This window comes from Consotaella salsifontis, assembly GCF_900167365.1.
Taxonomy (GTDB): domain Bacteria; phylum Pseudomonadota; class Alphaproteobacteria; order Rhizobiales; family Rhizobiaceae; genus Consotaella; species Consotaella salsifontis.
The window spans coordinates 142,631-166,428 of record NZ_FUXL01000004.1 but is presented as its reverse complement, the minus strand read 5'-3'; the positions used below and the strand labels follow the sequence as shown (position 1 = coordinate 166,428).

At 65.1% G+C, this 23,798-nt stretch carries 23 protein-coding genes; 11 read left to right on the top strand and 12 right to left on the bottom strand.

The features are described from left to right. Positions 1-22: 22 nt before the first annotated feature. Positions 23-1,489 carry a sodium:proton antiporter gene (locus B5D38_RS07005; RefSeq protein WP_207552907.1) on the bottom strand — a complete coding sequence of 489 codons (1,467 nt, stop codon included), beginning with the start codon at positions 1,487-1,489 and terminating at the stop codon, positions 23-25. A gap of 360 nt (positions 1,490-1,849) precedes the next feature. On the opposite strand from B5D38_RS07005, the gene B5D38_RS07000 reads away from it, so the two are divergent. Beyond that, positions 1,850-2,386 (top strand): hypothetical protein, encoded by a 537-nt coding sequence (locus B5D38_RS07000; protein WP_131829875.1) that lies wholly within the window; start codon positions 1,850-1,852, stop codon positions 2,384-2,386. Positions 2,387-2,511: 125 nt separating this feature from the next. On the opposite strand, the gene B5D38_RS06995 is transcribed toward B5D38_RS07000, so the two are convergent. From B5D38_RS06995 to B5D38_RS06985, 3 genes are all read right to left on the bottom strand, one after another. Continuing rightward, complete coding sequence (locus B5D38_RS06995; RefSeq protein WP_078707686.1) at positions 2,512-2,883, bottom strand: lysozyme inhibitor LprI family protein; 372 nt, start codon at positions 2,881-2,883, stop codon at positions 2,512-2,514. A 175-nt stretch (positions 2,884-3,058) separates the two neighbouring features. Continuing rightward, the gene (locus tag B5D38_RS06990; protein ID WP_078707685.1) at positions 3,059-4,387 is read right to left on the bottom strand and encodes a pyridoxamine 5'-phosphate oxidase family protein; all 1,329 of its coding nucleotides are present in this window, start codon (positions 4,385-4,387) and stop codon (positions 3,059-3,061) included. Then, entirely contained in the window at positions 4,384-4,869 is a 486-nt protein-coding gene (locus tag B5D38_RS06985; protein WP_131829874.1) for a pyridoxamine 5'-phosphate oxidase family protein, read from the bottom strand. Before B5D38_RS06985 ends, B5D38_RS06990 begins: the two co-directional genes overlap by 4 nt. 169 nt (positions 4,870-5,038) lie before the next feature. On the opposite strand from B5D38_RS06985, the gene B5D38_RS06980 reads away from it, so the two are divergent. From B5D38_RS06980 to B5D38_RS06975, 3 genes are read left to right on the top strand one after another with little or no spacing between them, the layout of a single operon-like run. Further along, the gene (locus B5D38_RS06980; protein WP_245318880.1) at positions 5,039-5,581 is read left to right on the top strand and encodes a YceI family protein; all 543 of its coding nucleotides are present in this window, start codon (positions 5,039-5,041) and stop codon (positions 5,579-5,581) included. Then, the gene (locus tag B5D38_RS22505) at positions 5,545-5,676 is read left to right on the top strand and encodes a YceI family protein (protein ID WP_245318878.1); all 132 of its coding nucleotides are present in this window, start codon (positions 5,545-5,547) and stop codon (positions 5,674-5,676) included. Before B5D38_RS06980 ends, B5D38_RS22505 begins: the two co-directional genes overlap by 37 nt. Before the next feature lie 54 nt (positions 5,677-5,730). After that, a complete protein-coding gene (locus tag B5D38_RS06975; RefSeq protein ID WP_078707683.1) occupies positions 5,731-6,555 on the top strand; it encodes an arylamine N-acetyltransferase family protein in 825 nt (274 codons plus the stop codon). A gap of 378 nt (positions 6,556-6,933) precedes the next feature. On the opposite strand, the gene B5D38_RS06970 is transcribed toward B5D38_RS06975, so the two are convergent. Together B5D38_RS06970 and uvrB are read right to left on the bottom strand one after the other, a co-directional pair. Continuing rightward, positions 6,934-7,221: a GIY-YIG nuclease family protein gene (locus B5D38_RS06970; protein ID WP_078707682.1), complete on the bottom strand. Its 288-nt coding sequence runs from the start codon at positions 7,219-7,221 to the stop codon at positions 6,934-6,936. A gap of 451 nt (positions 7,222-7,672) precedes the next feature. Next, positions 7,673-10,684, bottom strand: coding sequence for an excinuclease ABC subunit UvrB (gene uvrB / locus B5D38_RS06965; protein ID WP_078707681.1), 3,012 nt, complete (start codon positions 10,682-10,684; stop codon positions 7,673-7,675). Between the two features lie 68 nt (positions 10,685-10,752). Between uvrB and B5D38_RS06960 the strand changes: the two genes are divergently transcribed. Both B5D38_RS06960 and B5D38_RS06955 read left to right on the top strand, forming a co-directional pair. Beyond that, positions 10,753-11,121 carry a DUF805 domain-containing protein gene (locus tag B5D38_RS06960; protein ID WP_078707680.1) on the top strand — a complete coding sequence of 123 codons (369 nt, stop codon included), beginning with the start codon at positions 10,753-10,755 and terminating at the stop codon, positions 11,119-11,121. Between the two features lie 178 nt (positions 11,122-11,299). Beyond that, entirely contained in the window at positions 11,300-12,598 is a 1,299-nt protein-coding gene (locus B5D38_RS06955; protein WP_245318876.1) for an extensin family protein, read from the top strand. A gap of 24 nt (positions 12,599-12,622) precedes the next feature. Here the strand turns inward: B5D38_RS06955 and B5D38_RS06950 are convergent, their stop codons facing one another. Next, positions 12,623-13,366, bottom strand: coding sequence for a Crp/Fnr family transcriptional regulator (locus B5D38_RS06950; protein WP_078707679.1), 744 nt, complete (start codon positions 13,364-13,366; stop codon positions 12,623-12,625). A gap of 223 nt (positions 13,367-13,589) precedes the next feature. Here B5D38_RS06950 and B5D38_RS06945 point away from each other — a divergent pair, with 223 nt between their 5' ends. Next, complete coding sequence (locus tag B5D38_RS06945) at positions 13,590-13,784, top strand: hypothetical protein (protein WP_245318874.1); 195 nt, start codon at positions 13,590-13,592, stop codon at positions 13,782-13,784. 12 nt (positions 13,785-13,796) lie between these two features. Here B5D38_RS06945 and B5D38_RS06940 read toward each other — a convergent pair whose 3' ends face one another. Continuing rightward, positions 13,797-14,696 (bottom strand): DMT family transporter, encoded by a 900-nt coding sequence (locus tag B5D38_RS06940; RefSeq protein WP_078707677.1) that lies wholly within the window; start codon positions 14,694-14,696, stop codon positions 13,797-13,799. 243 nt (positions 14,697-14,939) lie between these two features. Here B5D38_RS06940 and B5D38_RS06935 point away from each other — a divergent pair, with 243 nt between their 5' ends. Together B5D38_RS06935 and B5D38_RS06930 are read left to right on the top strand one after the other, a co-directional pair. Beyond that, a complete protein-coding gene (locus B5D38_RS06935) occupies positions 14,940-15,461 on the top strand; it encodes a superoxide dismutase family protein (protein WP_078707676.1) in 522 nt (173 codons plus the stop codon). Between the two features lie 197 nt (positions 15,462-15,658). Then, positions 15,659-16,864: a pyridoxal phosphate-dependent aminotransferase gene (locus B5D38_RS06930; protein ID WP_078707675.1), complete on the top strand. Its 1,206-nt coding sequence runs from the start codon at positions 15,659-15,661 to the stop codon at positions 16,862-16,864. Positions 16,865-17,478: 614 nt separating this feature from the next. On the opposite strand, the gene B5D38_RS06925 is transcribed toward B5D38_RS06930, so the two are convergent. Beyond that, entirely contained in the window at positions 17,479-18,375 is an 897-nt protein-coding gene (locus B5D38_RS06925; protein WP_078707674.1) for a LysR family transcriptional regulator, read from the bottom strand. A gap of 271 nt (positions 18,376-18,646) precedes the next feature. Next, positions 18,647-19,594: a thioredoxin-disulfide reductase gene (trxB, locus tag B5D38_RS06920; RefSeq protein WP_078707902.1), complete on the bottom strand. Its 948-nt coding sequence runs from the start codon at positions 19,592-19,594 to the stop codon at positions 18,647-18,649. 321 nt (positions 19,595-19,915) lie between these two features. Between trxB and B5D38_RS06915 the strand changes: the two genes are divergently transcribed. Both B5D38_RS06915 and B5D38_RS06910 read left to right on the top strand, forming a co-directional pair. Further along, positions 19,916-21,304, top strand: a complete 1,389-nt coding sequence (locus tag B5D38_RS06915; RefSeq protein ID WP_078707901.1) for a TrkH family potassium uptake protein — start codon at positions 19,916-19,918, stop codon at positions 21,302-21,304. A gap of 9 nt (positions 21,305-21,313) precedes the next feature. Continuing rightward, positions 21,314-22,129, top strand: a complete 816-nt coding sequence (locus B5D38_RS06910) for a glycosyltransferase family 25 protein (RefSeq protein WP_078707673.1) — start codon at positions 21,314-21,316, stop codon at positions 22,127-22,129. Here the strand turns inward: B5D38_RS06910 and B5D38_RS06905 are convergent. Together B5D38_RS06905 and greA are read right to left on the bottom strand one after the other, a co-directional pair. Continuing rightward, on the bottom strand, positions 22,057-23,142 hold the full coding sequence (locus B5D38_RS06905; RefSeq protein WP_078707672.1) for a glycosyltransferase family 4 protein: 1,086 nt from the start codon (positions 23,140-23,142) through the stop codon (positions 22,057-22,059). The genes B5D38_RS06910 and B5D38_RS06905 overlap by 73 nt on opposite strands. Before the next feature lie 15 nt (positions 23,143-23,157). Next, entirely contained in the window at positions 23,158-23,631 is a 474-nt protein-coding gene (greA, locus tag B5D38_RS06900; protein ID WP_078707671.1) for a transcription elongation factor GreA, read from the bottom strand. Between the last annotated feature and the right edge of the window lie 167 nt (positions 23,632-23,798).

Here is a 23,798-nt window from a genome sequence, read left to right as displayed (position 1 = left end):
TTTGCATTGCGCGGCAAGCGCGTCAGAAGAGGAAGAACACCACGGTGACGATGGCGAAGAGCGGCACGAGGATGCCCATCGACCACATCATGTAGCCGAAGAAACTCGGCATCTTGATGCCGGAGCTCTCGGCGATGGACTTCACCATGAAGTTCGGGGCGTTGCCGATATAGGAGTTCGCACCCATGAACACCGCGCCGCAGGAGATCGCGGCCAGCGTCCGCGCGAGCGGCCCCATCAGGTGCTGGGCGTCGCCGCCGGCGAGGTTGAAGAAGACGAGATAGGTCGGCGCGTTGTCGAGGAACGAGGACAGCAGACCCGTCATCCAGAAGTACATGGCGTTGATCGGGCTGCCGTCCGGTCGGCTCACCATCTCGACCAGCGGCGCGAAGGCGCCTTCGTGCGCTGCCCGCAGCATGGCGATCACCGGAATGATGGTGACGAAGATGGCGGCGAAGAGCTTGGCGACCTCGAGGATCGGCTCCCAGTTGAAGCCGTTGCTCTCGCGCACCCCCTTCGGCGTCACCGCCAGCGAGGTCAGCGCCGCCAGCACCAGGATCACGTCGCGTGCGATGTCCTGAAGCCCAAGCTCGATGCCGAGCACGTCATAGCTGATACCGGGGCGCCAGGAGCCGGAGAGAAGGACGCCGCCGACGACGACCAGCAGCAGAAGGATGTTGACCTTGCCGCGGATGCCGATCTTGCCGGTGTCGGGCGTCGGATCGAACGTATTGCGGAAGTCCTCGTCGTGATTGTAGAGGCGCCGGTCGATCAGCCAGAAGAGGCCGAGCAGCAGGAAGACGCACAGCGCCGTCTCGGCGAACATGTGGGCCGTCGTCCAGAAGAAGTCGACACCGCGCAGATAGCCGAGGAAGAGCGGCGGATCGCCAAGCGGCGTCAGCGAACCGCCGATGTTCGACACAAGGAAGATGAAAAAGACGACGACGTGCACGTTGTGCCGGCGCCCGTCATTGGCGCGCAGCACCGGCCGGATCAGCACCATCGAGGCGCCCGTGGTGCCGACGATTGAGGCGAGCGCGGCGCCAACGGCCAGGAAGCTCACGTTGAAGCGCGGCCGGCCATGCAGGTTGCCGGTGATGAAGATGCCGCCAGCGATGGTGAACAGCGCGCCGAGCAGGATCAGGAAGGGCACGTAGTCGAGCAGGCCCATATGGGCGAGCTCGTGCACCACCAGGGTCCCGTCATGGCCCATGGCGAAGGGAATGATGAAGGCGAGCGCCCAGAACAGCGCCACCTTGCCGAAATGGTGGTGCCAGAAATGCGGCGCCAGCAGCGGAAACAGCGCGATCGACAGAAGGATGCCAACGAAGGGGATAGCCCACACGACGCCGAGCTCGGCGCCGTTCAGCCCTGCTGCCTCATGAGCTGCTTCCTGAACCTCCTGGGCGAGGGACGGCGCGGCGAAGACGAGGATAAGCGACAAGGCCAGGGAAAGGAGCCCGGCGGCGCGGCTCGCTTTTCCGCACATCCATTCCATCGGGGACGCTCGCTCGGCACCCCCTGCCGTCTTTGATATCATGGTCTTGCCCTGCCTATGCGTTCGAGTGTCTGGCCCCCCACCCGGAAGGGATGTTTAGGCAGGCGTTTATCGCGGCGCAAGCGATGCCCGCGCGAATGCGGCAAGCCGCCGCCCATGGCAAGCCGGACGACGGGGCACACGGGCCTGGACACCGAGGATCAAGGACTCGGCGCGGTGCAAGGCTGGAGCAATGTCCTCTACGCTAACGATGAATCGGAAATCCATTGGCTGGTTGGCGCCGGCGGCCCTACAACGTCAGGGTGTTGCGCAGACACTTGGCGGAAAAGCGCGAACGAGGGAGCAATGACGATGAAAAGGATGGCGGCCGCCCTGGCGCTCGTTCTGTTGGCGGCTCCGGCATGGGCGAGGGATGCGCGCGGTCCCCTCGACGTGCCTGATCGCCCCGCCGAAGAGATCCTGCCGCGCCGTGCGCCCGCAGCGACCAGCGACCATGAACGCCCGCGCGACCGTCGCGATCGCCGTAGCGATGACTGGAGCTGGCGCGGCGACGAACGCGATCGTGGCTCTGACTGGGACGGGCGGGGGCCGTGGGACGATGACCGGCCGGACTGGCGCGACGATCGCCATGACCGGCGCGGCGATCGTCATGACCGGTGGGGCGACCACAGAGATCGCTGGGATCGCAGACACGACCATGACCGGGAGGAGTGGCAGCGGCGGATGCGCCAGCTGCCCCGCCCGTCGGACCTTACTGGCGACTGGCGCGAAGACCGCCGCCACTATGGGCCGTACGTCTATGGCCCCTGGGGCGCGCAACCGATCGAACCGCCCGGCGGCTTCGCCCCCGGCTACGACTTCCGCCGCGACGGCCGGCCGATGCGCTAGGGCCCCCGCCAGCGAGCGCGTAAGCGCGAAGCTTAAGAGGCGGGGAAGAAAACTCGCCCCTGCCAGCGAGCGCGTAAGCGCGAAGCTTAAGGGGCGGGGCAAAAACCGCCGCCGCCGAGCGCCGGCTATTTCGACCCGAGCTCTTCCAGTTCCAGCGCGCGCGCCCTCGTGAGCGAGCGGTCGCACTCGGCGGCCTCGATTCGGCTGATCGTGCCTTCGCCCTCGGCGTACCAGCCACAATTGGCGTCGCGCCAGGCGATCCACTGGCGCTGAACGTCGCGCAGGCCCTTCCGGCGCTCCTCGCTCATTCCATCCATCGCTGTCTTGTAGGCGGCGTTCAGCCTCGTATCCCACCGTTCGGCCTGGTCGCTCAGGCACTCGACGATCCCTTGCGTCGTCGCCTGTTCGCAGGCGGGGTCGGTATCGGCAGCCTCCTCGGCGACAGCCGGCGCCGTGAGAAAGGTTGCGGCGAGGACGAGAGCGCGGGCATATGACATATGGCAGGGCCTTTCGCGTTGCTTGCCGGTCCTCAAGTGGGACGATGACGGCGCACGTCCACGCGCCCGCCGAAAATCGGACGGGACGGGCTCATTATGGTGCCGTCGGACGGGAGGACGGAACGCCGGCGATATAGGACGCGGCAGCTCCGTAGCAGTCCTCGAGAAAGGAGGGTTATGTCAGTTTTCTCAGAACGGGCGCCCCATCGAGCACGAGCCTGATCTGGCCTCGGCCCTGGCGCAGCAGACGGACCGGCAGCGAGCGTTCATCGAGCCGGCGCTGCAGCAGCAGCAGGCGCGTTTCCAGATTGTCCTTGAACTCCGGCAGCTTCAGGTCTCTCGACAGGCGGATCTCACGGTTGGTGAAGTCCGTCCGCCCGTCGCTCACATAGGCGTCGAGCATGTGGACGAGCAGCCGTCCAGCGACGCCCTTGATGACATAGCTGCCGTCGATGAAGACGCTGTCGTCGAAGGCATGATGGTCCACGCGAAAAGCGGTGGCGGCCGGCGCCGCGACGACTGTGGCTTGCCCCGCCGGAGCAGCCTCGCGCGACAGCGCTTCGGCGAGCGTCACCGCAAGCGCCGCCTGCCGTGCGACGATCGAAAGGCCGGTTTCGGCCCTGGCTCCGAAGGCCATTCGCTCGCGGCTTTCGGCGAAGAGCACGCCTTGGACTCCGCCCTGGACCAGCATCGGAACCGCGATCTGGCTCATCGCATCGGGCAGGCTCGGCACGGCGATGCTTCGCGAACGGTCCTCATCCGTGCTCAAGGCACGCACGGCGGCGCCGTAGCGGCGGACGCGACTCATGTCGCTGACCTTGACCGTCTGGCATCGAGCGGCGGCCATGCCGATGACGCCGTCGCCGAGGGTCACCTCGGAGCCGATCCCTGAACGCTCGTAGCCGAGGCTGCCGACAGTGGTGAGAACGCCGCCGATCGGGCCGAGCAGAATCATGGCGCTGTGGATGCGGAAGTGGGTCTCGATAGCGGTGAGCGTGGCATCGACCACCGCCGTCAGCTCGCTCTGCCCGGAAATTGCGTCGACCACCGCCGCAACCCTCTCAAGGTCCGGCTCATAGGCGCTCGAACTCGAAGCACTGCGCGATGGCGACGGATAGGCGACGATATCCTCGACACGAAACAGGTCGACGCTGCGTAGCCGCATCACGCCGGCCATCCCGACTTGCGCGCTGCTCGCGGCCAGTTGTGCCGCCACGCGCTCGAACAGCGGCCCATCCTCGGACGCGCCGACGAAGCGGACCCCGACGCGGAACTGCGCGCCATCGCGTCCATCGACCAGAAGGAGCGTGGCCAGGGGATTGGCGCGCAGGTTCGACGCCGTCTTCGTGAAGAACTGGTTCGAAAGCGCGATGTGCTCCTCGTCCACCATCACCACGTGGGAAAGGTAGGAGATGTTGGGCGTGCCGTCCGCAGAAACGGTCGCCACGATGGACGGAATGACGCCCTCGAAACAGCCGGCGAGATCGGCGAGATTGGGAGTCATGGCGAGCCTGCCAGCGCGGTGCCGGCGCCGGGGCCCGGCGTCTGCAGAAAAACCGCCTCGGGCGTCACCTGAAACAGGGTCGGCTCGCGGCTCGCCAGCCAAACGCCAGACATTTCGGGCGCGACCCCGAGCCGGGCCAGGGCCTCGCTCATGGCGGCAATGTAGCGCGCGGAAAGGGCGAGCCCCGCCGGCCCGATCTCGCCGATGCTCGCTCTGCCCTTGATCTGGTAACAGACGTAGTCGGACGGTCGGACGAATGTGAGGGCGGCGGCTCCATTGCTCCGCAGATTGTCGATGGTGCCGCCATATTGCCAGGCCGAGACGATGATTTGCAGGCCCGTGGCATCGGCCGTCGTCCATGCGCCGATGCCCCGGCCGATATCTGGCCGGTTCGCCCGGTCGCGCGTCCCGATCACGATCATCACGGGACTGGCGATGAACTCGGCAAGATCGGGATGGATGAACACCACTTTCCCATCCAAGAAGAACGCTCGTCGGGAGCAGAAGAAACCAAGCTTAGGCGAATTTTAAGAAGGCGTCTCGCCCTTTTAGGAGGCAATTAGGAAGCGCAACGTCCTCTTCCTTTGTAGGAACTTCCGCGATGCCACCGAAAGCGTGCGGTGGCGCACCCGCAGACTGGGAGTTGCGACGATGAAATTCCATCCTTCGGCAAGCATCGGGCCCCTGGCCCTCCTTCTTGCCACCGCACTTGTCATCATTCCGGGAACGCCTCAGGCCGAAGCCGAGTCCAAGCCCGCGCCCTCGGGGCATTATGTCGCCGACCCGGCGCACACCAGCCTCATCTGGCGGATCAGCCATTTCGGCCTCTCGCACTACACCGCGCGGCTGACCGGCATCTCGGCCGAACTCGACTGGAACCAGCAGCAGCCGACACAGTCGAAGCTGACAGTCGCGATCGACCCGGCTTCCGTGAAGAAAGAGTTCCCGTTCCCTGACGTCGAGGATTTCGACAAGAAGATCGGGACGGAGGCAGACTTTCTGGCCGGCAAGCCGATCACCTTCGTCTCGCGGTCGATCGAGCAGACCGGCAACGACGTCGGGCTCGTCAAGGGCGATCTGACCTTTCGCGGCGAGACCCACCCGATGACCCTCACGTCCGCTACAACGGCTCGATGGCCGAGCACCCGATGGAGAAGGTGGCCAAGCTCGGCTTCTCCGCCACAGGTGTCGTGAAGCGCTCCGACTGGGGCCTGACCTTCGCGGCGCCGGCGCTGAGCGACGAGGTGGAGCTCGTCATCGAGACAGAGTTCATGCCGCCGAAGTCCTGAGCCGGCCGCCGCGCCGAAAGCCAGCCTTTCACCTCTTCCAACGGAACGACAATCATGACTTTCGACCTGCAGACCTATTTTGCCCGGATCGGCCTCACGATGTGCCTTCCGACCTTCGACGGGCTGGAAACGCTCCAGCGGGCGCAGATGGCCGCGATTCCCTTCGAGGACGTCGAGCCCTTTCTCGGCGGCGTGCCGGACCTTGCGCCCGACGCCGTCTGGTCGAAGCTCGTCGCGCAGCGGTGCGGCGGCTATTGCTTCGAGCTAAACGGCTTGTTTGGCCGCGCTCTTGGCGCCGTGGGATTCGCGGCGCGGCCGATTCTTGCTCGGGTGCGCATGGGTGCTCCGGTCGGCGGCATCCGCGCTCATCTCGCCTGGATCGTCACCGTGAACGGCCGTGAGTGGCTGGCCGATGTCGGCTTCGGCGGCCCTGGCGCGTTCGGCCCGCTCGAACTCGTCGTCGGGCCGCACCAGAGCGTGGCGGGCACGACCTTCCGGTTCGGCCGGGACGGCCAGAACGGCGAAACGGTGCTGGAACGGCGCGACGGGGAAAGCTGGCTGTCGCTCTACAGCTTCGACGAGAGCCCTTTCACCGCCGTCGACATCGACAGCGCCAACTATCTCTGCACGCGGTGGTCGGCCGGGGCGCCGTTCTCCAGGAACCTCATGATCAGCCGCGCGGGGCCGGAGGCCCAGCTCACCCTCATGAACCGCGAGGCCAGGGAAGTGACGCGAACCGGCGCAAGAAGCTGGACGATCACCTCGCCCGGCGCCCTGGAGCGGCTCATCGTCGAGGATTTCGGCCTCAACTACGACCGCGCGACGATCGGCGCGCTGTGGGAAAAACTCAGCGCCGGCCAAACCGAGATGGCCGCTTGATCGGGCGACTGCGGCTGAACGCCGATGCAACAGGCTTCTGCCATGGCGCGCCAATGGCAGAAGCGCCAGGATCATCGATATATCCCGCTATCGCTGAAACCGCCCCGGCCGTGCCGCGCTCTTCGGCCGGCGGCCGCGCTTTTCGCCTCCGCTGCGTCATCCTCGCGCGGAGCGCGGGGATCCATGCCGCGACGGGGGGAATGGCAGTCCGGTCACGGATTGGCGGTTGACGTGACTTGGCATGGATCCCCGGCCTGCGGCCGAGGATGACGGAGGAGGGGTGGGATCATGCGAAGGTCACGGCCGAAGGTGACGGAACGGCCGAAGGTGACGGATAGGAGAAGCCAGGGGGACGGAGTCGAAGTGGCGTAGGCGCGACTACCATCCCATTCCGCGATAGAGCTCCTGCCAGTCGGGATTGAGCGCCTCGATGAGGGCGATCTTCCTGGCTCGCGTCCACTTCTTCAAGGCCTTCTCGCGAGCGATGGCGTCCCGGATGTCGGCGTGCTCCTCGTACCAGACGAGGCGCTTGCAGCCGTAGCGACTGGAAAATCCGTTGAGCGCTTCGGTCTTGTGCTCGTGGACGCGCCGGGAGAGGTCCGACGTCACGCCGATGTAGAGTGTACCGTTCTTCTGGCTGGCCATGATGTAGACGTGTCCGCCCATGTCTCAAAGCTGAGGCGGCGGCCGTTCTGGAGTCAAGCGCCTCCACTGCGTCATCCTCGCGCGGAGCGCGGGGATCCATGCCGCGACGGGGGAGCGGCAGTTCGTTCGGTGGATTGGCGGTTGACGCGGCTTGGGATGGATCCTCGGCCTGGGGCCGAGGATGACGAAGAAGGGGCGAGGATGACGAAGGGGCACCTTCGCCGGCGGCGGCTGTCTCGCCTCTACCTTCCCGGTCGTCCCGTCTTCTTCGGCCGGCGGCCGCGCTTTTCGCCTCCGCTGCGTCATCCTCGCGCGGAGCGCGGGGATCCATGCCGCGACGGGGAACGGCAGTTCGTTCGGTGGATTGGCGGTTGACGCGGCTTGGGGTGGATCCTCGGCCTGGGGCCGAGGATGACGAAGAAGGGGCGAGGATGACGAAGGGGCACCTTCGCCGGCGGCGGCTGTCTCGCCTCTACCTTCCCGGTCGTCCCGTCTTCTTCGGCCGGCGGCTGCGTTTTTCGTCCGTCTTGTCCTCGTAGGAGCCGAGGCCGATCTTTTCGCGGCGGACGGGGCGGGCGTCGTCGGCGCCGGATGGCGTTTCGGTGCGGCGCACGGTCATCTCGTCCAGCGTGTTCTTGCGGAAGAGCGACGGCCGGTCGGGCTTCGGCAGGTCGGTGCCCGGTCCCATGTCGTCGAGCGACGGCTTCTGGAAATAGGAGCGGCCGGCGGCGTCGGCGCTGTCCGAGGCGGGCGGCGCCGCGCCTTCGGCGGGGGATGACGAGGGGGCTTCGCTCTGCCCTGGCCGGGGGCCGCCCTTGCCGCGCGGCTTGAGCGGCTCGCCGAGGGCCGAGAAGCGGGCGTTGCCGCCCTCCGCCGCGCCCTTGCCGGCCTTGCCGCGCCGGCCGGCGCGGCCCTGGTTCGAGCCGCCGCGCGAGGAGCGGCCGGTGGCGGGGCCCTCGGCGTCGGCCTCCTGGGCGAGAACGTCCGGGCCGTATTCCAGCTCCTTCGCCTCCAGCCGGCGGATCTCGTCGCGCAGCCGCGCGGCCAGCTCGAAGTCGAGATCGGCGGCGGCGTTGCGCATCTCCTTTTCGAGATGCTCGAGATGGGCCTTCAGATTGCTGCCGACCAGCGCGCCTTCCGACTTCAGGTTCTTCACGTCGACCTGGACGTGATCCTTCTCGTAATAGCTGTCGAGAATGTCGGAAATCTTGGCCTTGACGCTCTCCGGCGTGATGCCGTGCTCGGCGTTATACGCCTCCTGCTTCTCGCGGCGCCGGTCGGTCTCGGCGATGGCCCGCTCCATCGAGCCGGTCATGTTGTCGGCATAGAGGATCACCCGGCCGTCGACATTGCGCGCGGCGCGGCCGATGGTCTGGATGAGCGAGGTCTCGGAGCGCAGGAAGCCTTCCTTGTCAGCGTCGAGAATGGCGACCAGCCCGCACTCGGGAATGTCGAGGCCCTCGCGCAGAAGGTTGATGCCCACCAGCACGTCGAAGGCGCCGAGACGCAGGTCGCGCATGATCTCGATGCGCTCCAGCGTGTCGATGTCGGAGTGCATGTAGCGCACCCGGATGCCCTGCTCGTGCAGATATTCGGTGAGGTCCTCGGCCATGCGCTTGGTCAAGACCGTCGCCAGCACGCGGTAGCCGGCCGAAACCGTGTCGCGGATCTCGCCGAGAAGATCGTCCACCTGGGTCTTGGCCGGGCGGATCTCCACATGCGGATCGGTGAGGCCGGTGGGGCGGATGACCTGCTCGGCGAAGACGCCGCCGGCCTCCTCCAGCTCCCACTTGCCCGGCGTCGCAGAGACCGCCACGGTGGGCGGGCGCATGGCGTTCCACTCCTCGAAGCGCAGCGGCCGGTTGTCCATGCAGGAGGGCAGGCGGAAGCCGTATTCGGCCAGCGTCGCCTTGCGCCGAAAGTCGCCGCGATACATGGCGCCGATCTGGGGAATGGTCACGTGGCTCTCGTCGATGAAGACGAGGGCGTTGTCGGGCAGGTATTCGAACAGCGTCGGCGGCGGCTCGCCCGGCTTGCGGCCGGTGAGATAGCGCGAATAGTTCTCGATGCCGGCGCAGGATCCCGTGGCCTCGATCATCTCGATGTCGAAGCGCGTGCGCTGCTCCAGCCGCTGCGCCTCGAGCAGGCGCCCCGCCTTCTCCAGTTCGACGAGGCGGTGCTTCAGCTCCTCCTTGATGGATTTCACCGCCTGCTGCAGCGTCGGGCGCGGCGTCACATAGTGCGAGTTGGCGTAGATCTTGACCGACTTCAGCGCGTCGGTCTTCTGCCCGGTGAGCGGGTCGAACTCGGTGATCTCCTCGATCTCGTCGCCGAAGAGCGAGATGCGCCAGGCGCGGTCCTCCAGGTGGGCAGGAAAGATTTCGATCGTATCGCCGCGAACCCGGAAGCTGCCGCGCGAGAAATCCATGTCGCGGCGCTTGTATTGCTGGGCAACGAGGTCGGCCAGAAGCTGGCGCTGGTCCAGCCGGTCGCCGACGCTCATCTGGAAGGTCATGGCCGTGTAGGTTTCGACCGAGCCGATACCGTAGATGCACGACACCGAGGCGACGATGATGCAGTCGTCGCGCTCCAGGATGGCGCGGGTGGCCGCGTGGCGCATCCGGTCGATCTGCTCGTTGATCGAGGATTCCTTCTCAATATAGGTGTCCGAGCGCGGGACGTAGGCCTCCGGCTGATAGTAGTCGTAGTAGGAGACGAAATACTCCACCGCGTTGTCGGGGAAGAAGTTCTTGAACTCCGAATAGAGCTGGGCGGCGAGAGTCTTATTGGGCGCCAGGATCAGGGCCGGGCGCTGCGTCTCCTCGATGACCTTGGCCATGGTGAAGGTCTTGCCCGAGCCGGTGACGCCGAGCAGCACCTGGGTCTGATCATGCTCGGCGAGACCGGAGACGAGGTCGCGAATCGCGGTAGGCTGGTCGCCGCGCGGCTCGAACTCCGACTTGATGCGCAGCGAAATGCCGCCTTCGCTCTTTTCCGGGCGGGCCGGGCGATGGGGCACCCAGATCTCGCCGTTCTTGTGCAGCGGATTGCCGGATTCGATGAGCTTGGACAGCGCCTCCACCGTCGCCGTGACGCCGCTGTCCGGCATCTTCTCCGCCTCTTCGAGTCCGATGTTCAACCCGGAGACGGGGTTGAGCCCGGCGCGGGCGCGCTCCTTCGGTCCCGTCGCGGCGCCGATGGAGGTGCCGCGCGAGGTTTTGCCGGCCTTGGCGGACTTCTCATCTTTCGGGTGAGAACGCTTCGGCTTGCCTCCGGTGTCGGCCTTCTTCTCCGCCTGCTCTTCCGCCACCTCGGCGATGGCGTCGGCCCAGCCGGAAATCGGCCCGGACAGATCGACCGGATCGCCGGACAAATCGGCCTGGGGCGCTTCGCCGAATCCGCCCCGCGATTCGGCGGCGTCGTTGAACGCGGTGAGGGGCCCACGGCGGCCTGATGGGCGAGAGGGGTCTTTTCTGGAAGCCATGGCGCGAATATGGAGAACAAAAGCGGATTCTGGAAGGGGTCGGCGCAAGACTGTGAAGAGGAGCGAGCGTGACCGCGCGGGAGTTGCTGCTGTCGTTCGAGGGACGGATCAATCGACGGCGCTTCTGGCTCGCCGCCATCAGCGTCCTTATCGCCGCGTTTGTCGTGGCGGTCGCCGTTGCGCCGATGCCCAAGCGTGTTGGTCAGGTCGTCGCGCTCGTCGCGGCTCTCGGCGCGCTTTATCCGCTTGCCGCGATCTCGGCCAAGCGCTTTCACGACCGCGGCAAGTCGGGCTGGTGGGCGACGATCGGCTTCGTACCCGTGGTCGGGGCCATCTGGGTGATCGTCGAGAATGGCTTTCTGGCGGGAACGCCAGGGCCGAACCGCTATGGCCCCGATCCGCTGCGGCCCAGGCGGCACGTGGCGCGGCGCGGTTGAACGATCCACCGCCGATTTTGCCATGGTATTGTTCTGAATAGATAATTTCCGAATCTGGACGGCCGGGACGCGCCGCGCGCCGGTGTCTGCCACCGGCGGATTTACCGTTCGCTTACCAAACCCGGCTAGCCTTGGCTCATCCGCTTGAGTTCAGCGGAAAGCAAGAGGCCGTCCCTGAATGTATTCGCGTAAAATTGGATGGTCGATCATCGCGCTCGCCGCCATGGGTGCTTCGGCGGCGAGCGCCCTCTTTGACGGATCGCTGCGCGCGCCGCGCGCCGATCAGTTGGTATGGGGCGGCCCCATCGGCGACGCCTATCAGCCTTCCGCGCCCACGCGCCAGGAGCGGCTGGTGGCTCCGGCCGCGCAGCCAGTCCAGCAGCAGAGGACGCGCGCCCCTTCGGTCACTGTGCCACAGAGCGTCGGCTCCATTCCCGCTGCCCCCATGCCGTTGGCCAACATTCCGCAGCAGGCGGTTCCCGTTGCCGTTCCGGTTTACGTCGCTCCGGCCGAAAGCGCCTATGCGCCGGCGCCTTCGCGGCCGCAGCCGTTGGCGGCGGTGCCGGTCCATCCCGCCCCGATGGCCAGCATTCCGGTGCCATCCGACCCCGGCAGGCCAAGGCAGATGGCGGTGCCGCGCGCGCCGGTCTCCGCCGCGCCGCAGCCGGCGCGGCAGGAAGCATCCCTGCCGCCGCTGGAGGACATGGGCGTCATCGACAACGAGTTGAACGATGCCGCGCCCGATCCGTGGAACGGGCTCCAGGCCGTGACGCCCGGCGCGCGGCCGGCGGCACCGGCGCTGCGCCAGAAGCCGAAATCGTCGCTTCCGACCTATGTGACCTATCGGCCGGCCAAGCCGGCGGGCCGCTCGCTGCTCGATCGCCTGATCCCGCATGGCGCGCTGGAATCGGAGAGCCCCAGCGGCTATTCGTCGATGCCGTCCTCGGAAATGGCTTGCCGCCAAGCGCTGACACAGATGGGCGTGCGCTTCGTCGACGCGACGAGCATCTCCGCCAGCCGGAGCTGCGGCATCGACTACCCGGTCAAGGTGGCAGAAATCCTGCCGGGGATCGCGATGAAGCCGGCGGCAACGCTCAACTGCCAAGCGGCGCTGAAGGCCGCCCAGTGGATGAAGAACGAGGTGGTTCCGGCGGCGCGCTCGACGCTATGGAAGACCCCAACCGCCGTGATCAACATGTCCTCCTACCGCTGCACGCGCATCGCCGGCTCGCGCACCATCAGCGAGCACGCCAGCGGCAACGCCCTCGATGTGGGCGGCTTCCTGTTCGCCAGCGGTGAAAAGATCGAGGTGGAGAAGAAGGGCTTCTTCGACTTCCGCGAGCGGCCGTTCCAGAAGGCCGTGCGCCAGGGCGCCTGTCGCTACTTCGGCACGGTGCTCGGCCCCGGCTACAACGAGGACCACGCGGATCATCTCCACATCGACGCCAAGCAGCGCCGCCGGGGCGTCTGCAAATAGATATTCCCGCAACGGACGTCGCGGTCAATCGATGGTGGCCGGCTGCATCAGGTGAAGGTAGGTGGGGTCGAACTCGGCGATCTCCTTCAGCCGGGGCCAGTCGTGGACGGTGAGAAGGCGCCTGCGGAAGTCCAGCAATCCCTCGCGGCTGAACTCCTGAAGAATGCGGTTGACGTGAACGTAGCTGAGGCCGAGAGCGTCGGCGAGGTCGGCCTGCGTCACCGGAAGGATGGTCTGCCCCTCGTCCACCAGCCCGACGATCGCCAGGCGCGCCATGACCTCGCAAATCAGATGAGCGAGGCGCGACGGCGCCGCGCGGCGGCCGAGACCGGTCATCCATTCCAGAAACATCGAGCTGTCGATGATGGTCTGGCGCCATAGGCACGCCGTCAGCTTCGGCCGTTCGGCGGTGAGCTGGCGCAGCGCGTCGTGCGGCACATAGGCGAGCCGCGAGGGCGCCAGGGTGGCGAGGCTGTGATCCATGACGCCTAGATGCAGGCTCAGGAGATCCGGAAGATCGCCGGGCACGTTAAAGGCCACGATCTGCCGGCTGCCGTCGCTCATGAGCTTGTAGCGGCAGGCGAAACCGGTCAGCAGCAGACAGCACCGGGTCGGGTGGTCCCCCTCGCGCACGACCTCGTAACCCTTGTCCACATCCTGCTGGTCGCGCATCAGCGACAAGAGGGCGTCAAGGTCGTCGCTCGTGATGTCGGTGGTGCTTCGAAGGTGGCGCACCAAGGGGTGGGTCGGGGCGGGCGCGGGAGCCATGAGGGCCGCTCTTTCAGGCTAGTCGGTATCGATCGGCGACAGTAATGGAAGGTCCATCTTTTGGCACCTCAAATGAAAAGACGTCTAAAGAAAAACCGAACAAATCCACGCCTTTGAGCGGCAACCGGGAGGCCGATCGGCGCATTCTGGCGCAATGCATCGAGCTCGGAGCCTATCTCTGCACCCCATCAAGGTTGCGACGAGCAGCCCGGACCAGGACGGCATGCTGGTGATGGACGAGGACGCGTTGATCGCCGTTCTCGTGAGGTTGGACAGCGACTTTCATCAGTCCAGCCGGGGCAAATGGTTCCTCGAGGCTGGATTCGGCGAACTCAGCGGGCGTACCGGCCGCATCTTCGATGATCTGGAAGGCGCCGGCGATTGGATCGAGGCGCAGCGCAAGCACGGGGCGCATTGAGGCGCGTGGGCCTCAGTTCGCGCTGGCTTGTGCCCGGCGCCCACCCGCCAACAGAGGCACCAATTCCACGGCAAGCATGGCGGCGAAGATAAGCGCGCAGCCAAAAAGCCCGATCGCGGCGATACGCTCTCCAAGGACGATGGCCCCGAACAGCGCCGCGAAAAGCGACTCGGAGGAGAGGAAGATGGCCGCCTGGGGCGCGGTCGTATATCGTTGACCAATGATCTGAAGCGTGAAGGCGAAGCCGCAGGAAAAGACGCCGCCATAGACGATCTCAGGCCATGCGGAGAGGATCGCGTTGAGCGAAAAAGGCTCAAGAACGGCCATTCCGACGAAGCTCAAGACGCTGGTGATGGCGAATTGCGCGCAGGAGAGCGCCAGAGGTCGGCTGCCGCGGCCGGCAAAAAAGCCGACGGACAGAATCTGAAGTGCCCAGAAGACAGCGCACAGCACCATCAATGCGTCGCCTCGGCCGAGCGCCGCGAGCTTGCCGCCGCCAATCAAGACGATGCCGACGAAGGCCGCTGCCGCCGATGGCCACACCACCCAATGAGCGCGGTGGCGCAGAAGCACCATGGCGAGCAGTGGCGTGATGACGACGTAAAGGCCGGTGAGGAACCCGGCGTTGGTGACGCTTGTGAAAGCGATACCGACCTGCTGGATAATGGAGCCCAGAAACATCATGGCGCCAACCACGAGGAAGCCATGCCAGTCGCGGCGGGACAGCGGCTGCGGGGCGCGGCGCGCCTCCCTGACGGCGAAGGGCAGCACAGACAGGCTCGCGAGAGCGAAGCGGACGGCCGTATAGGTCCACGGGCCGACGGCATCCATCGCCGAGGATTGGGCGATGAAACCCATGCCCCATATGGCGCCGGCGAGAAGCAGCAGCGAGTTGGCAACGATTCGACTCAAGGAATTTCTCCAGAAAGCGGCTCCTGGCTAGTCGGGCTTGGCGGCGCGTGCAAGACGTCGGGTGTCCGCTTGCCCCTGGCGACGACGAACAATGGCAGCATGCGGCGGTAGGCGCGCCCTTCTCGGGCGTTTGAACTGCCGAAATGGAACGGCAGCGCGCGGCGCGCCTTTCTCCCGGAGTTCGGTGGCTTCAGCCCGACGGTCTGAACACGCCAACCGCCAACCCCAAGGAAGGACGACCTCATGAAGATGATCGTTATGACCGCTTTCGCGGCCTGCCTCGCCTCATCCGCGTTCGCCCAGGTCTCGGAGACGGCGCAAGACGTCAACGTCGATATGAAGACGCAGGACGGAAAATCCCTCGGAACCATTGTGCTGTCGCAGACACCAAGCGGCGTCCTGCTCAAGGCGGACCTCTCGGGCTTGCCCGATGGCGAGCACGCCATTCACTTCCATCAGACGGGCGCCTGCGACGGCGATTTCTCGTCGGCTGGGGGCCATTACAATCCGACCGATGCGAAACATGGCTTTAAGGTCGAAGGCGGGTCACACGCCGGCGATATGCCGAACTTCAGCGCTGTGAATGGTGCCGCCAAGTTCGATCACTTCAACGAGCACGTTTCGCTTGCGGGCGGCGAGGCACCCCTCAACGACGCCGACGGCACCGCCATCATCATCCACGCAGGAACCGACGATTACCAGTCGCAGCCCTCTGGCGATGCCGGATCGCGGCTGGCGTGCGGCGTGGTCTACGCGGCACCGTAAGCCGGACGCCGTCCTCTCCGAAGAATCTGTCGACGGATCGGATTGCCTGGCCCCGGGGCCAGGCAATTGCACAAATGCTGGGCAATGGAGCAGCCCTTACGCGGTTGCGCGCAAGCGCGGGGCGCATTAGTGTCGCTCCGCCTTCGCGGCACGGCCGCCGGGCTTGTCTTCATCTCTCTTCTTCGGGGTTTCTTCCCATGGCGTTCCTTGCCGATGTCTTCGATCGCGTAAAGCCCTCTGCGACCATGGCGGTCGCTCAGAAAACGCGCGAACTCAAGGCGAAAGGCCGTGATGTCATCGGCCTCGGCGCGGGAGAACCGGATTTCGATACGCCCGACAATATCAAGCAGGCGGCGATCGACGCGATTTCTCGTGGCGAAACTAAATATCCCCCTGTTTTGGGTATTCCGCAGCTTCGCCAGGCAATCGCGCTGAAGTTCAAGCGCGAGAACGGCCTCGACTACAAGCCGGAACAGACCATTGTCGGAACGGGCGGCAAGCAGGTGCTGTTCAACGCCTTCATGGCCACGGTCAATCCCGGCGACGAGGTCATCATTCCGGCGCCCTATTGGGTAAGCTATCCGGAAATGGTGGCGATCTGCGGCGGTACGCCGGTGATCGTGGAGGCTGGAATCGAGACGAAGTTCAAGCTGACGCCGGAAGCTCTCGAAAAGGCCATCACGCCGAGGACCAAGTGGTTCCTCTTCAACTCGCCGTCCAATCCCTCGGGCGCCGCCTACACGCGCGACGAAATCAAGGGTTTGACCGACGTGCTGATGCGTCACCCCCATGTCTGGGTGATGGTGGACGACATCTACGAGCATCTCGTCTACGGCGACTTCGTGTTCACGACGCCTGCCCAGGTCGAGCCGGGCCTCTTTGACCGCACCCTCACCATCAATGGCGTGTCCAAGGCCTATGCCATGACTGGCTGGCGCATCGGCTACGCCGCCGGACCGGTCGAGTTGATCAAGGCCATGGACGTGATCCAGGGTCAGCAGACCTCGGGCGCATGCACCATCGCCCAGTGGGCATCCGTGGAGGCTTTGACGGGCCCGCAGGACTTCATCGAGGAGCGGCGCAAACGCTTCGAGAAGCGGCGCGACCTCGTCGTTTCCATGCTCAACCAGGCGCCTGGTCTTCGCTGCCCTTCGCCGGAGGGTGCGTTCTACGTCTATCCTTCCTGCGCGGAGCTGATTGGAACGAAAGCGCCTTCGGGCAAGATCATCCAGAACGACGAGGATTTCGTCACCGAGCTTCTCGAGACGGAGGCCGTCGCGGTGGTCCATGGTTCGGCCTTTGGTCTCGGGCCCAACTTCCGCATTTCCTATGCGACGTCTGACGAGCTGCTGGAGCAGGCCTGCGAGCGAATCCAGCGCTTCTGCGCCGCACTCACCCGTTAATCACAAGAGGGCGATCGGCTTGCCCGAGCCGGTCGCCCTCTCCCTTGCAATCGCAAACCGTCTTGGAAGGGCGCCCAGCCCTTGGGACCATGACCGGGCATTTGCGGAATAGGCATGGGGTCGGGCGGGACACGGGACGGCACTGCCATGCAGCGAACCGCCGAAACTAAGCCATGATCCGCACGACCATGATTCGGAAGGATGCGACACGCGCCGGATGAAAGTCCGAATGCCCTGGCGACGACCACAGAATCGGATTCACCCGACGGCCGGCAGTCTCTTGCACACCCAATCCCTTGCGCCCCATGTCTTCTAAGCAAAGGGAGCAGAAGATCTCTATTTCGGACAAAAAAAAGCCAGGTTCAACGAACCTGGCCAATAAGGGAACTTTCCAAGAAAGCAAACCCTTGGGAGGAATAGCTGGCCGAGCAATGGGAGGAGGAATCGCTCAAGCCAACTGAGGATCAAGATATGCCTGATCTTGCGGCTCACCAGTGGGGCCAGCGCATGGCTGGCATGCATTTTGCGCATGCGCCTGTTCATAACTCATTGGTGGGCGGTCGACGACGTCCTGATACCCGCCCGTTCGGCCGCGTCGCACGCGACTTGGCTGCTCAATAGGACCAAGTTCGCGCCTTCGAGATCAGGAAATCGCGAAAGACCTTCAGCTTCGCGGCGTTCCGCAGCTGTTCGGGATAGCAGAAGTAGGTGTCGAACGTCGGTAGATCGACGTCGGGCAGCACCTGCACCAGCTTCGACTGCTTGTCGATCATGTAATCCGGCAGCAGCGCCAGCCCGATCCCGCTCTCGATGACCAGCTTGATGGACATGAGATTGTTGATCTGGAGGATAGGGCTGCGGACCTGGTTGTCGGGAAGTCCGACGGTTTCCAGGGCATTCAAGTTGCGCAGATAGCTGGGCGTCGGTTCGCCGAAGGTGACGATGCGATGCTTGTCGAGTTCCTCGATGGAGCGAGGCCGCCCGAAGCGCGACAGATAGGCGGGCGAGGCATAGACGTGGAGGTGGACGGTGAACAGCCGTCGCTGAATCAGGTCGGGCTGCTGGGGCGCGCGCAAACGGATCGCCGCGTCTGCCTTGCGCATCGTCAGGTCGATTTCCTCGTTGTCGAAGACCAGTTGCAACTCGACTTCCGGATAGAGTTCCAGAAACTCCTTCGCGCGCTCCGTCAGCCAGCCGGACCCCAGGCCGACCGTCGTGGTGACGCGCAGCTTGCCTGTCGGCTTCTCCTGGGTCTCGGAGAGCTGCATCTGGACCGATTCCAGACGCTTGATGACGTCGTTGGTGGTCTGGAAGAGCAGCTCGCCCTGTTCGGACAGGACGAGACCGCGCGCGTGACGATGGAAGAGGGGAGCTCCGATCTCCTGCTCCAGCGCGGCCACCTGCCGGCTGATCGCGGACTGGCTGAGATTGAGCTGGTCGGCGGCGTGCGTGAAGGAGCCGGCCTCGGCAGCCGCGTGAAAGATCCGCAGCTTATCCCAGTCGAGCGCCATGTTCCTTCTTCCCCTCCCGGCACCGCCATGGCAGTGCCGTATGTTATCGTCTTGTTTCGTTGCCGGCCGCTGTCAAACCTCGACATCAACCAGTTCACGGCACCGTTCGAGCTTTTCTAACCGATTCGATGCCGTCGCCTGCTTTGCAAGCACCGAACTTGAGGCCGATTTGCGCTTGGTCTCGATTTCGCTGCCAGATCTTTGTGAGGCAATCTATGGCTGAGAGCCGCGGCGGCCAGACAACAATCCTCACACAATTCTTGATGATGTCCTAACGAGAGGACGCCGCAAGCCATTTTTCCGCTTCGAGCGCCGCCATGCAGCCCAATCCGGCGGCGGTGACGGCCTGACGATAGGTGTCGTCGGTGACATCGCCGGCGGCGAAGACCCCCGGAATCGACGTTCTGGTGGTCCCCGGCTCGACCCAGAGATAGCCGGAGGGCTTCTGCTTCAACTGCCCGACGAAGAGTTCGACAGCCGGGGCGTGACCGATGGCGATGAAGACGCCGTCCGTCTTGACCTCGTTGAGAGTGCCGTTGGCCAGATTGCGCAGGCGAACGCCCGTCACCGAGCGCATCGGCTTTTCGACACCGAGAATCTCGTCGATCTCCGTGTTCCAGAGCATCTCGACGTTCTTCTGGGCGAAGAGGCGCTCCTGCATGATGCGCTCCGCGCGCAGGGTGTCGCGCCGGTGAACCAGGGTGACGGAGCGCGCGATATTGGACAGATAGAGCGCTTCCTCTACCGCCGAGTTGCCGCCGCCCACGACCACCACGTCCTTGCCGCGATAGAAGAAGCCGTCGCACGTGGCACAGGCCGAGACGCCGAACCCTTGGAACGTCGTCTCGCTGGCGATGCCGAGCCATTTGGCCTGGGCGCCTGTGGCGATGATCAGCGCGTCGCAGGTATAGGTATCGCCGGAATCGCCCTTGAGACGGAAGGGGCGGGACGAAAGGTCGGCCTCGACAATGAGGTCGCTCGCCATCTCGGCGCCCACATGCAGCGCCTGCGCCTTCATCTGCTCCATCAGCCACGGCCCCTGGATCGGATCGGCGAAGCCGGGATAGTTCTCGACATCGGTGGTTATGGTGAGCTGGCCGCCCTCCTGAAGCCCGGCCACCAGCAGCGGCTTCATCATCGCCCGAGCGGTGTAGATCGCGGCCGTGTAGCCGGCAGGGCCGGAACCGAGAATCAAAACGTGTGCGTGGCGATCCGTCATGGCCTTGTCCTGCTTTGCGTCTGTCAGGCAGATGGCAGTCTCTGAAAGCTCATTCAATAGCAGAGCCGCGACCGTCCGGCGACCGCGCGCGGGCGCCGCCGGGGCGAGGTGTCGCGGTTTTCAACATCGCTCTTCCTCAAAATGTGTGAACGGGAAGGGGATGCCCGTCATCGGCCGGATTTGCCCGACGACGAACGAAACGGTAGAACCCGCCATCGTCGGCGCCGGAAGAGGATGCCGCCGGGGCAAACAGGGGCGCGGGCCATTCTCAAGACCGTCTTTCACGTCTGTTCGATCTTCGGCATAACGGTTTCGGGCGCGATGCTCGTGCCTGCCCTCATCGACTTCGCCGACGGGAGCAAGGACTGGCAGATCTTCGTCGGAACCGGGTCCCTGATCGCGGCGGCGTGTTCGCTGGTAGCGGTGGCGACCCGGGGCGGGCGCCCCGAGGTCTTCAGTCAGAAGCTCGGCTTCCTGCTGGTCACGACCGTCTGGATCTTCACCTCGGCCATCGGCGCGCTGCCACTCTATTTCTCCTCGATCAACATCACCTATGCCGGCGCGTTCTTCGAGGCGATGTCGGGCCTGACGACCACGGGATCGACCGTGATCTCCGGGCTCGACGCGCTGCCGCGCGGCCTTCTCCTGTGGCGCTCGCTGCTCCAGTGGATGGGCGGCATCGGCATCATCGTCATGGTGATCCTGATCCTGCCTTCGCTGTCGGCGGGCGGGTTGTCGCTTTTTCACATGGAAAGCTCCGATCGCTCGGACAAGGTTTTGCCTCGCGTCAACCAGCTCGCCGCCGGCCTGATCACCGCCTATCTCACGCTAACGTTTCTTTGTGCGTTGAGCTATTTCGCGCTCGGCATGGGCGTCTTCGACGCCGCCAATCACGCCATGACGACGCTGGCGACCGGCGGCTATTCGACCCACGACGCCTCCATGGGCTATTTCGACAATCGTGGAATTCTCGTCGCCTCGACCATCTTCATGGCGCTCGCGGCCTTGCCCTTCGTCGTCTATATCCGCGCCTTCCTGCCGCGCCGCTTCCAGCTGTGGAGCGACCCTCAGGTCGTGGTGTTTCTTCTCACCTGCGTCGCCATGTCCTTCGCCATCGCCGTGACGCGGCGGGTGATCAATGACACGCCCTTCGGCGAGGCGCTCATCTCCTCGTCCTTCCATCTCGTCTCGGTCATCACCACCACGGGCTATGCCGCCGAGGACTATACGCTGTGGTCGAACGCGGCGATCGGCATCTTCTTTCTGGCGATGTTTCTCGGGGGCTGCGCCGGCTCGACCGCCGGCGGCATCAAGGCGAACCGCCTCGTCATCCTCTTCCTGCTGGTTCGGGCGAATTTCCGCAGCCTGATCCGACCCCACGCGGTCCAGCGCATCAAATACGGAAACGAGGAAGTCTCGGTTGAGGTCATCCAGACGGTAACGATCTTCGTCTTCCTGTTCTTCGGCGCTCTTCTCGTCGGAACCGTCCTCCTGATGATTCTCGGGATCGACATCATCACGGCCTTTTCCGGCTCGCTGACAGCGCTGTCCAACGTCGGTCCCGGCTTCGGCCAGATCATCGGGCCGGCGGGCAACTTCTCCTCGCTCTCCGATCCGGCGCTGTGGATTCTGTCGACGATCATGTTGCTCGGGCGCCTGGAGCTAGTCACGGTGCTGGTGCTGCTGTTTCCGTCGGTTTGGGCGGACTGAGGGGCGGGCATGGACCTCGTCTACATCAATCTCGATCGCGCCACCGAGCGCCGTGCCTTCATGGAGGCACAGGGCGAGCGCTATGGAATGGCGCTCGAGCGCCTCCCGGCGGTCGAGGCATCCACAATCGACGCGGCGACGACGGCAGGGCTCGGACGGAGCTGGGAGAGGCCGCTGAGTCCGGCCGAACTCGGCTGCTTTCTTTCGCATCGCGCACTGTGGCGGCGGGTGGCCGGGGGCAGCGAACCGATGCTGATTCTCGAGGACGACGTCGTTCTCTCACCTCGTGTCCCCGCGCTCCTCGCGACGGCGCGAAACCTGCTCAGCATCGATTTCCTCAACCTCGAGAACTTCGACCGGCGCCGTTTCGTCAGCCGCAACGAGCGGACGATCGGCGGAGGCCTTTCGATTCTGCGGCTCTATCGTGACAAGTCAGGCTCGGCCGCCTACATCCTGTGGCCAGCGGGCGCGAGGAAGCTCCTTGCCGCGGCCGAGCATCGCGCCGCGCCTGTGGACGCCTTCCTCCACACGTTGCCAGGACTGGTGTCTTTCCAGGTAGAGCCGGCTCTGGCCATGCAGGTGCATATTCTGGCGCGGCGTGGGCTGCCGACGCCAATCCCGGTGGGCACGTCCATCCAGGCGCCGCGCGCCTCCTTGCCGATCTCTCTGACCAACCTGCCTTTTCTCGGTCGCCGCCTGCTGACGCAGGTGAAGCTGGCGGGCGACCATCTGAGCCGTCTTTTCGGTGTGCGCTACAGGCTGGTGGATATCATCGAGGCCGATTTCGCCGGCGAAGAGGGCGACGTGTCCCACAAGCGCTCGTAGACGGCGGCGATGCCGGCGGCCTCGCGCTCCAGGGGGAAATGCTCGCGCACGTGAGTCAGGGCCGCCTGGCCGGCGGCATGGCGCAGCGCCGCGTCGGCCATGTAGACCTCGGCCGCATCCGCCAGCGCCGCGGCGTCTCCCGCCGGGACAATGCGTCCCGTAACTCCCTCGACCACCAGCTCTTGGAATGCGCCGGCGGTGGAAGCGACCACAGGCGTGCCGCAGGCCATCGCCTCCAGCGGTGTCAGGCCGAATCCCTCGTTGCGCGGTGGCGCGACATAGAGGTCGAAACGGCGGAACCACGGCGTGATGTCGTCCACCTCGCCCAGAAACACGATGCGATCGGCAAGGGCCGCCCGCTCGATCCGCTCTGCGAGATCGCGCTGAAAGGCGGCGTGCTCGGGCGTCGTGCGGCCGGTGATGACGGCGGTCCATTCGGGATGGCGCGGCAGAAGGGCGATCATCGCGTCGACGAAGACGTCCGTGCCCTTCTGGTGGCGCACGCGCCCCGAGCAACCGACGACGAGCCGTCCTTCGAACCGCTTTGCTTCAGCGGGCAATGGGCCGTCGGGAGTGAAGCGCGAGAGGTCGATGCCGTGCATATTTACGGTTGCCGGGACCTTCAGAAACGCGGCACTCCTGGCGCTGGTCGCGATGACCGCGTCCATGCGGTCGATCAGAAAGCGGGTCCAGGCGGTGTGGTTGCGCTGGGCGGCCGAGGTGAAGAGCAGCTTCAGCGGCATGCGCAGAATGTCGCGCAGCACGATCCCGGCCAGCATCTCGACATTGCGCCGGGCATGCCAGATGCGGAACGGCCGGCGCTCCGGCCTCCGCCAAAGTCCCGGCACCTGCCACCAGGCGATATGAGGGAGGTCACTGGGAAGGCCGGGCCCGAGAGCGGCGATGCCAAGGGCCCTTGCCTGAAGGGGCAGAAGCTGAACGACAGTCGAGGTCACGCCGGAAAGGCGCCGCTTGAAGTTCGGCGCGATGACCTCGACATTCCTCAACCGCATGGCTTTGCCGGTCGCTCAGCCCCAGGTGACGGACATAATCTCGTAGGAGCGGGCGCCGCCCGGAGCCGACACTTCGACCGAATCGCCCTCGCTCTTGCCGATCAGGGCGCGGGCGATGGGCGAAGAAATGGAGATGCGGCCGGACTTCACGTCGGCCTCCTGATCGCCGACGATCTGGTAGACCTTCTCTTCCTCTGTGTCCTCATCCACCAGCGTGACCTTGGCGCCGAATTTGATCTTGTCGCCGGAGAGCTTGGAAACGTCGATGACCTCGGCACGCGCCGTCAGATCCTCGAGCTCGGCTATGCGACCTTCGTTCAGGCTCTGCGACTCCTTGGCCGCATGATATTCGGCATTTTCGGAAAGGTCGCCATGAGAACGCGCCTCGGCGATCGCCTGGATGATCCGGGGACGCTCTTCCTGTTGACGGCGGCGAAGTTCTTCCTTGAGCGTTTCGAAGCCGCTCACGGTCATCGGAACCTTTTCCATGCCTTGATCCTTCCCAGAAGTCCGGCCAGGGCCGGAATCCTGCTCTTCCCAAACGCAGGCCGCGCGGACGCGACCGATAAAAACAAGCCGGCCCCGACCGAACGGTCGGAACCAGCGCACGAAGGTTACAATCGATGGGCCGCGGCCGTCCAGCGGTCGCGGCCAAC

Excerpts from the sequence above, each read along its gene's own strand:
- B5D38_RS07005 (WP_207552907.1), bottom strand. The coding sequence starts at position 1,489 with ATGTGCGGAAAAGCGAGCCGCGCCGCCGGGCTCCTTTCCCTGGCCTTG.
- B5D38_RS07000 (WP_131829875.1), top strand. The coding sequence starts at position 1,850 with ATGAAAAGGATGGCGGCCGCCCTGGCGCTCGTTCTGTTGGCGGCTCCG.
- B5D38_RS06995 (WP_078707686.1), bottom strand. The coding sequence starts at position 2,883 with ATGTCATATGCCCGCGCTCTCGTCCTCGCCGCAACCTTTCTCACGGCG.
- B5D38_RS06990 (WP_078707685.1), bottom strand. The coding sequence starts at position 4,387 with ATGACTCCCAATCTCGCCGATCTCGCCGGCTGTTTCGAGGGCGTCATT.
- B5D38_RS06980 (WP_245318880.1), top strand. The coding sequence starts at position 5,039 with ATGAAATTCCATCCTTCGGCAAGCATCGGGCCCCTGGCCCTCCTTCTT.
- B5D38_RS06975 (WP_078707683.1), top strand. The coding sequence starts at position 5,731 with ATGACTTTCGACCTGCAGACCTATTTTGCCCGGATCGGCCTCACGATG.
- B5D38_RS06970 (WP_078707682.1), bottom strand. The coding sequence starts at position 7,221 with ATGGGCGGACACGTCTACATCATGGCCAGCCAGAAGAACGGTACACTC.
- uvrB (WP_078707681.1), bottom strand. The coding sequence starts at position 10,684 with ATGGCTTCCAGAAAAGACCCCTCTCGCCCATCAGGCCGCCGTGGGCCC.
- B5D38_RS06955 (WP_245318876.1), top strand. The coding sequence starts at position 11,300 with ATGTATTCGCGTAAAATTGGATGGTCGATCATCGCGCTCGCCGCCATG.
- B5D38_RS06950 (WP_078707679.1), bottom strand. The coding sequence starts at position 13,366 with ATGGCTCCCGCGCCCGCCCCGACCCACCCCTTGGTGCGCCACCTTCGA.
- B5D38_RS06945 (WP_245318874.1), top strand. The coding sequence starts at position 13,590 with ATGCTGGTGATGGACGAGGACGCGTTGATCGCCGTTCTCGTGAGGTTG.
- B5D38_RS06935 (WP_078707676.1), top strand. The coding sequence starts at position 14,940 with ATGAAGATGATCGTTATGACCGCTTTCGCGGCCTGCCTCGCCTCATCC.
- B5D38_RS06930 (WP_078707675.1), top strand. The coding sequence starts at position 15,659 with ATGGCGTTCCTTGCCGATGTCTTCGATCGCGTAAAGCCCTCTGCGACC.
- B5D38_RS06925 (WP_078707674.1), bottom strand. The coding sequence starts at position 18,375 with ATGGCGCTCGACTGGGATAAGCTGCGGATCTTTCACGCGGCTGCCGAG.
- trxB (WP_078707902.1), bottom strand. The coding sequence starts at position 19,594 with ATGACGGATCGCCACGCACACGTTTTGATTCTCGGTTCCGGCCCTGCC.
- B5D38_RS06915 (WP_078707901.1), top strand. The coding sequence starts at position 19,916 with ATGCTCGTGCCTGCCCTCATCGACTTCGCCGACGGGAGCAAGGACTGG.
- B5D38_RS06910 (WP_078707673.1), top strand. The coding sequence starts at position 21,314 with ATGGACCTCGTCTACATCAATCTCGATCGCGCCACCGAGCGCCGTGCC.
- B5D38_RS06905 (WP_078707672.1), bottom strand. The coding sequence starts at position 23,142 with ATGCGGTTGAGGAATGTCGAGGTCATCGCGCCGAACTTCAAGCGGCGC.
- greA (WP_078707671.1), bottom strand. The coding sequence starts at position 23,631 with ATGGAAAAGGTTCCGATGACCGTGAGCGGCTTCGAAACGCTCAAGGAA.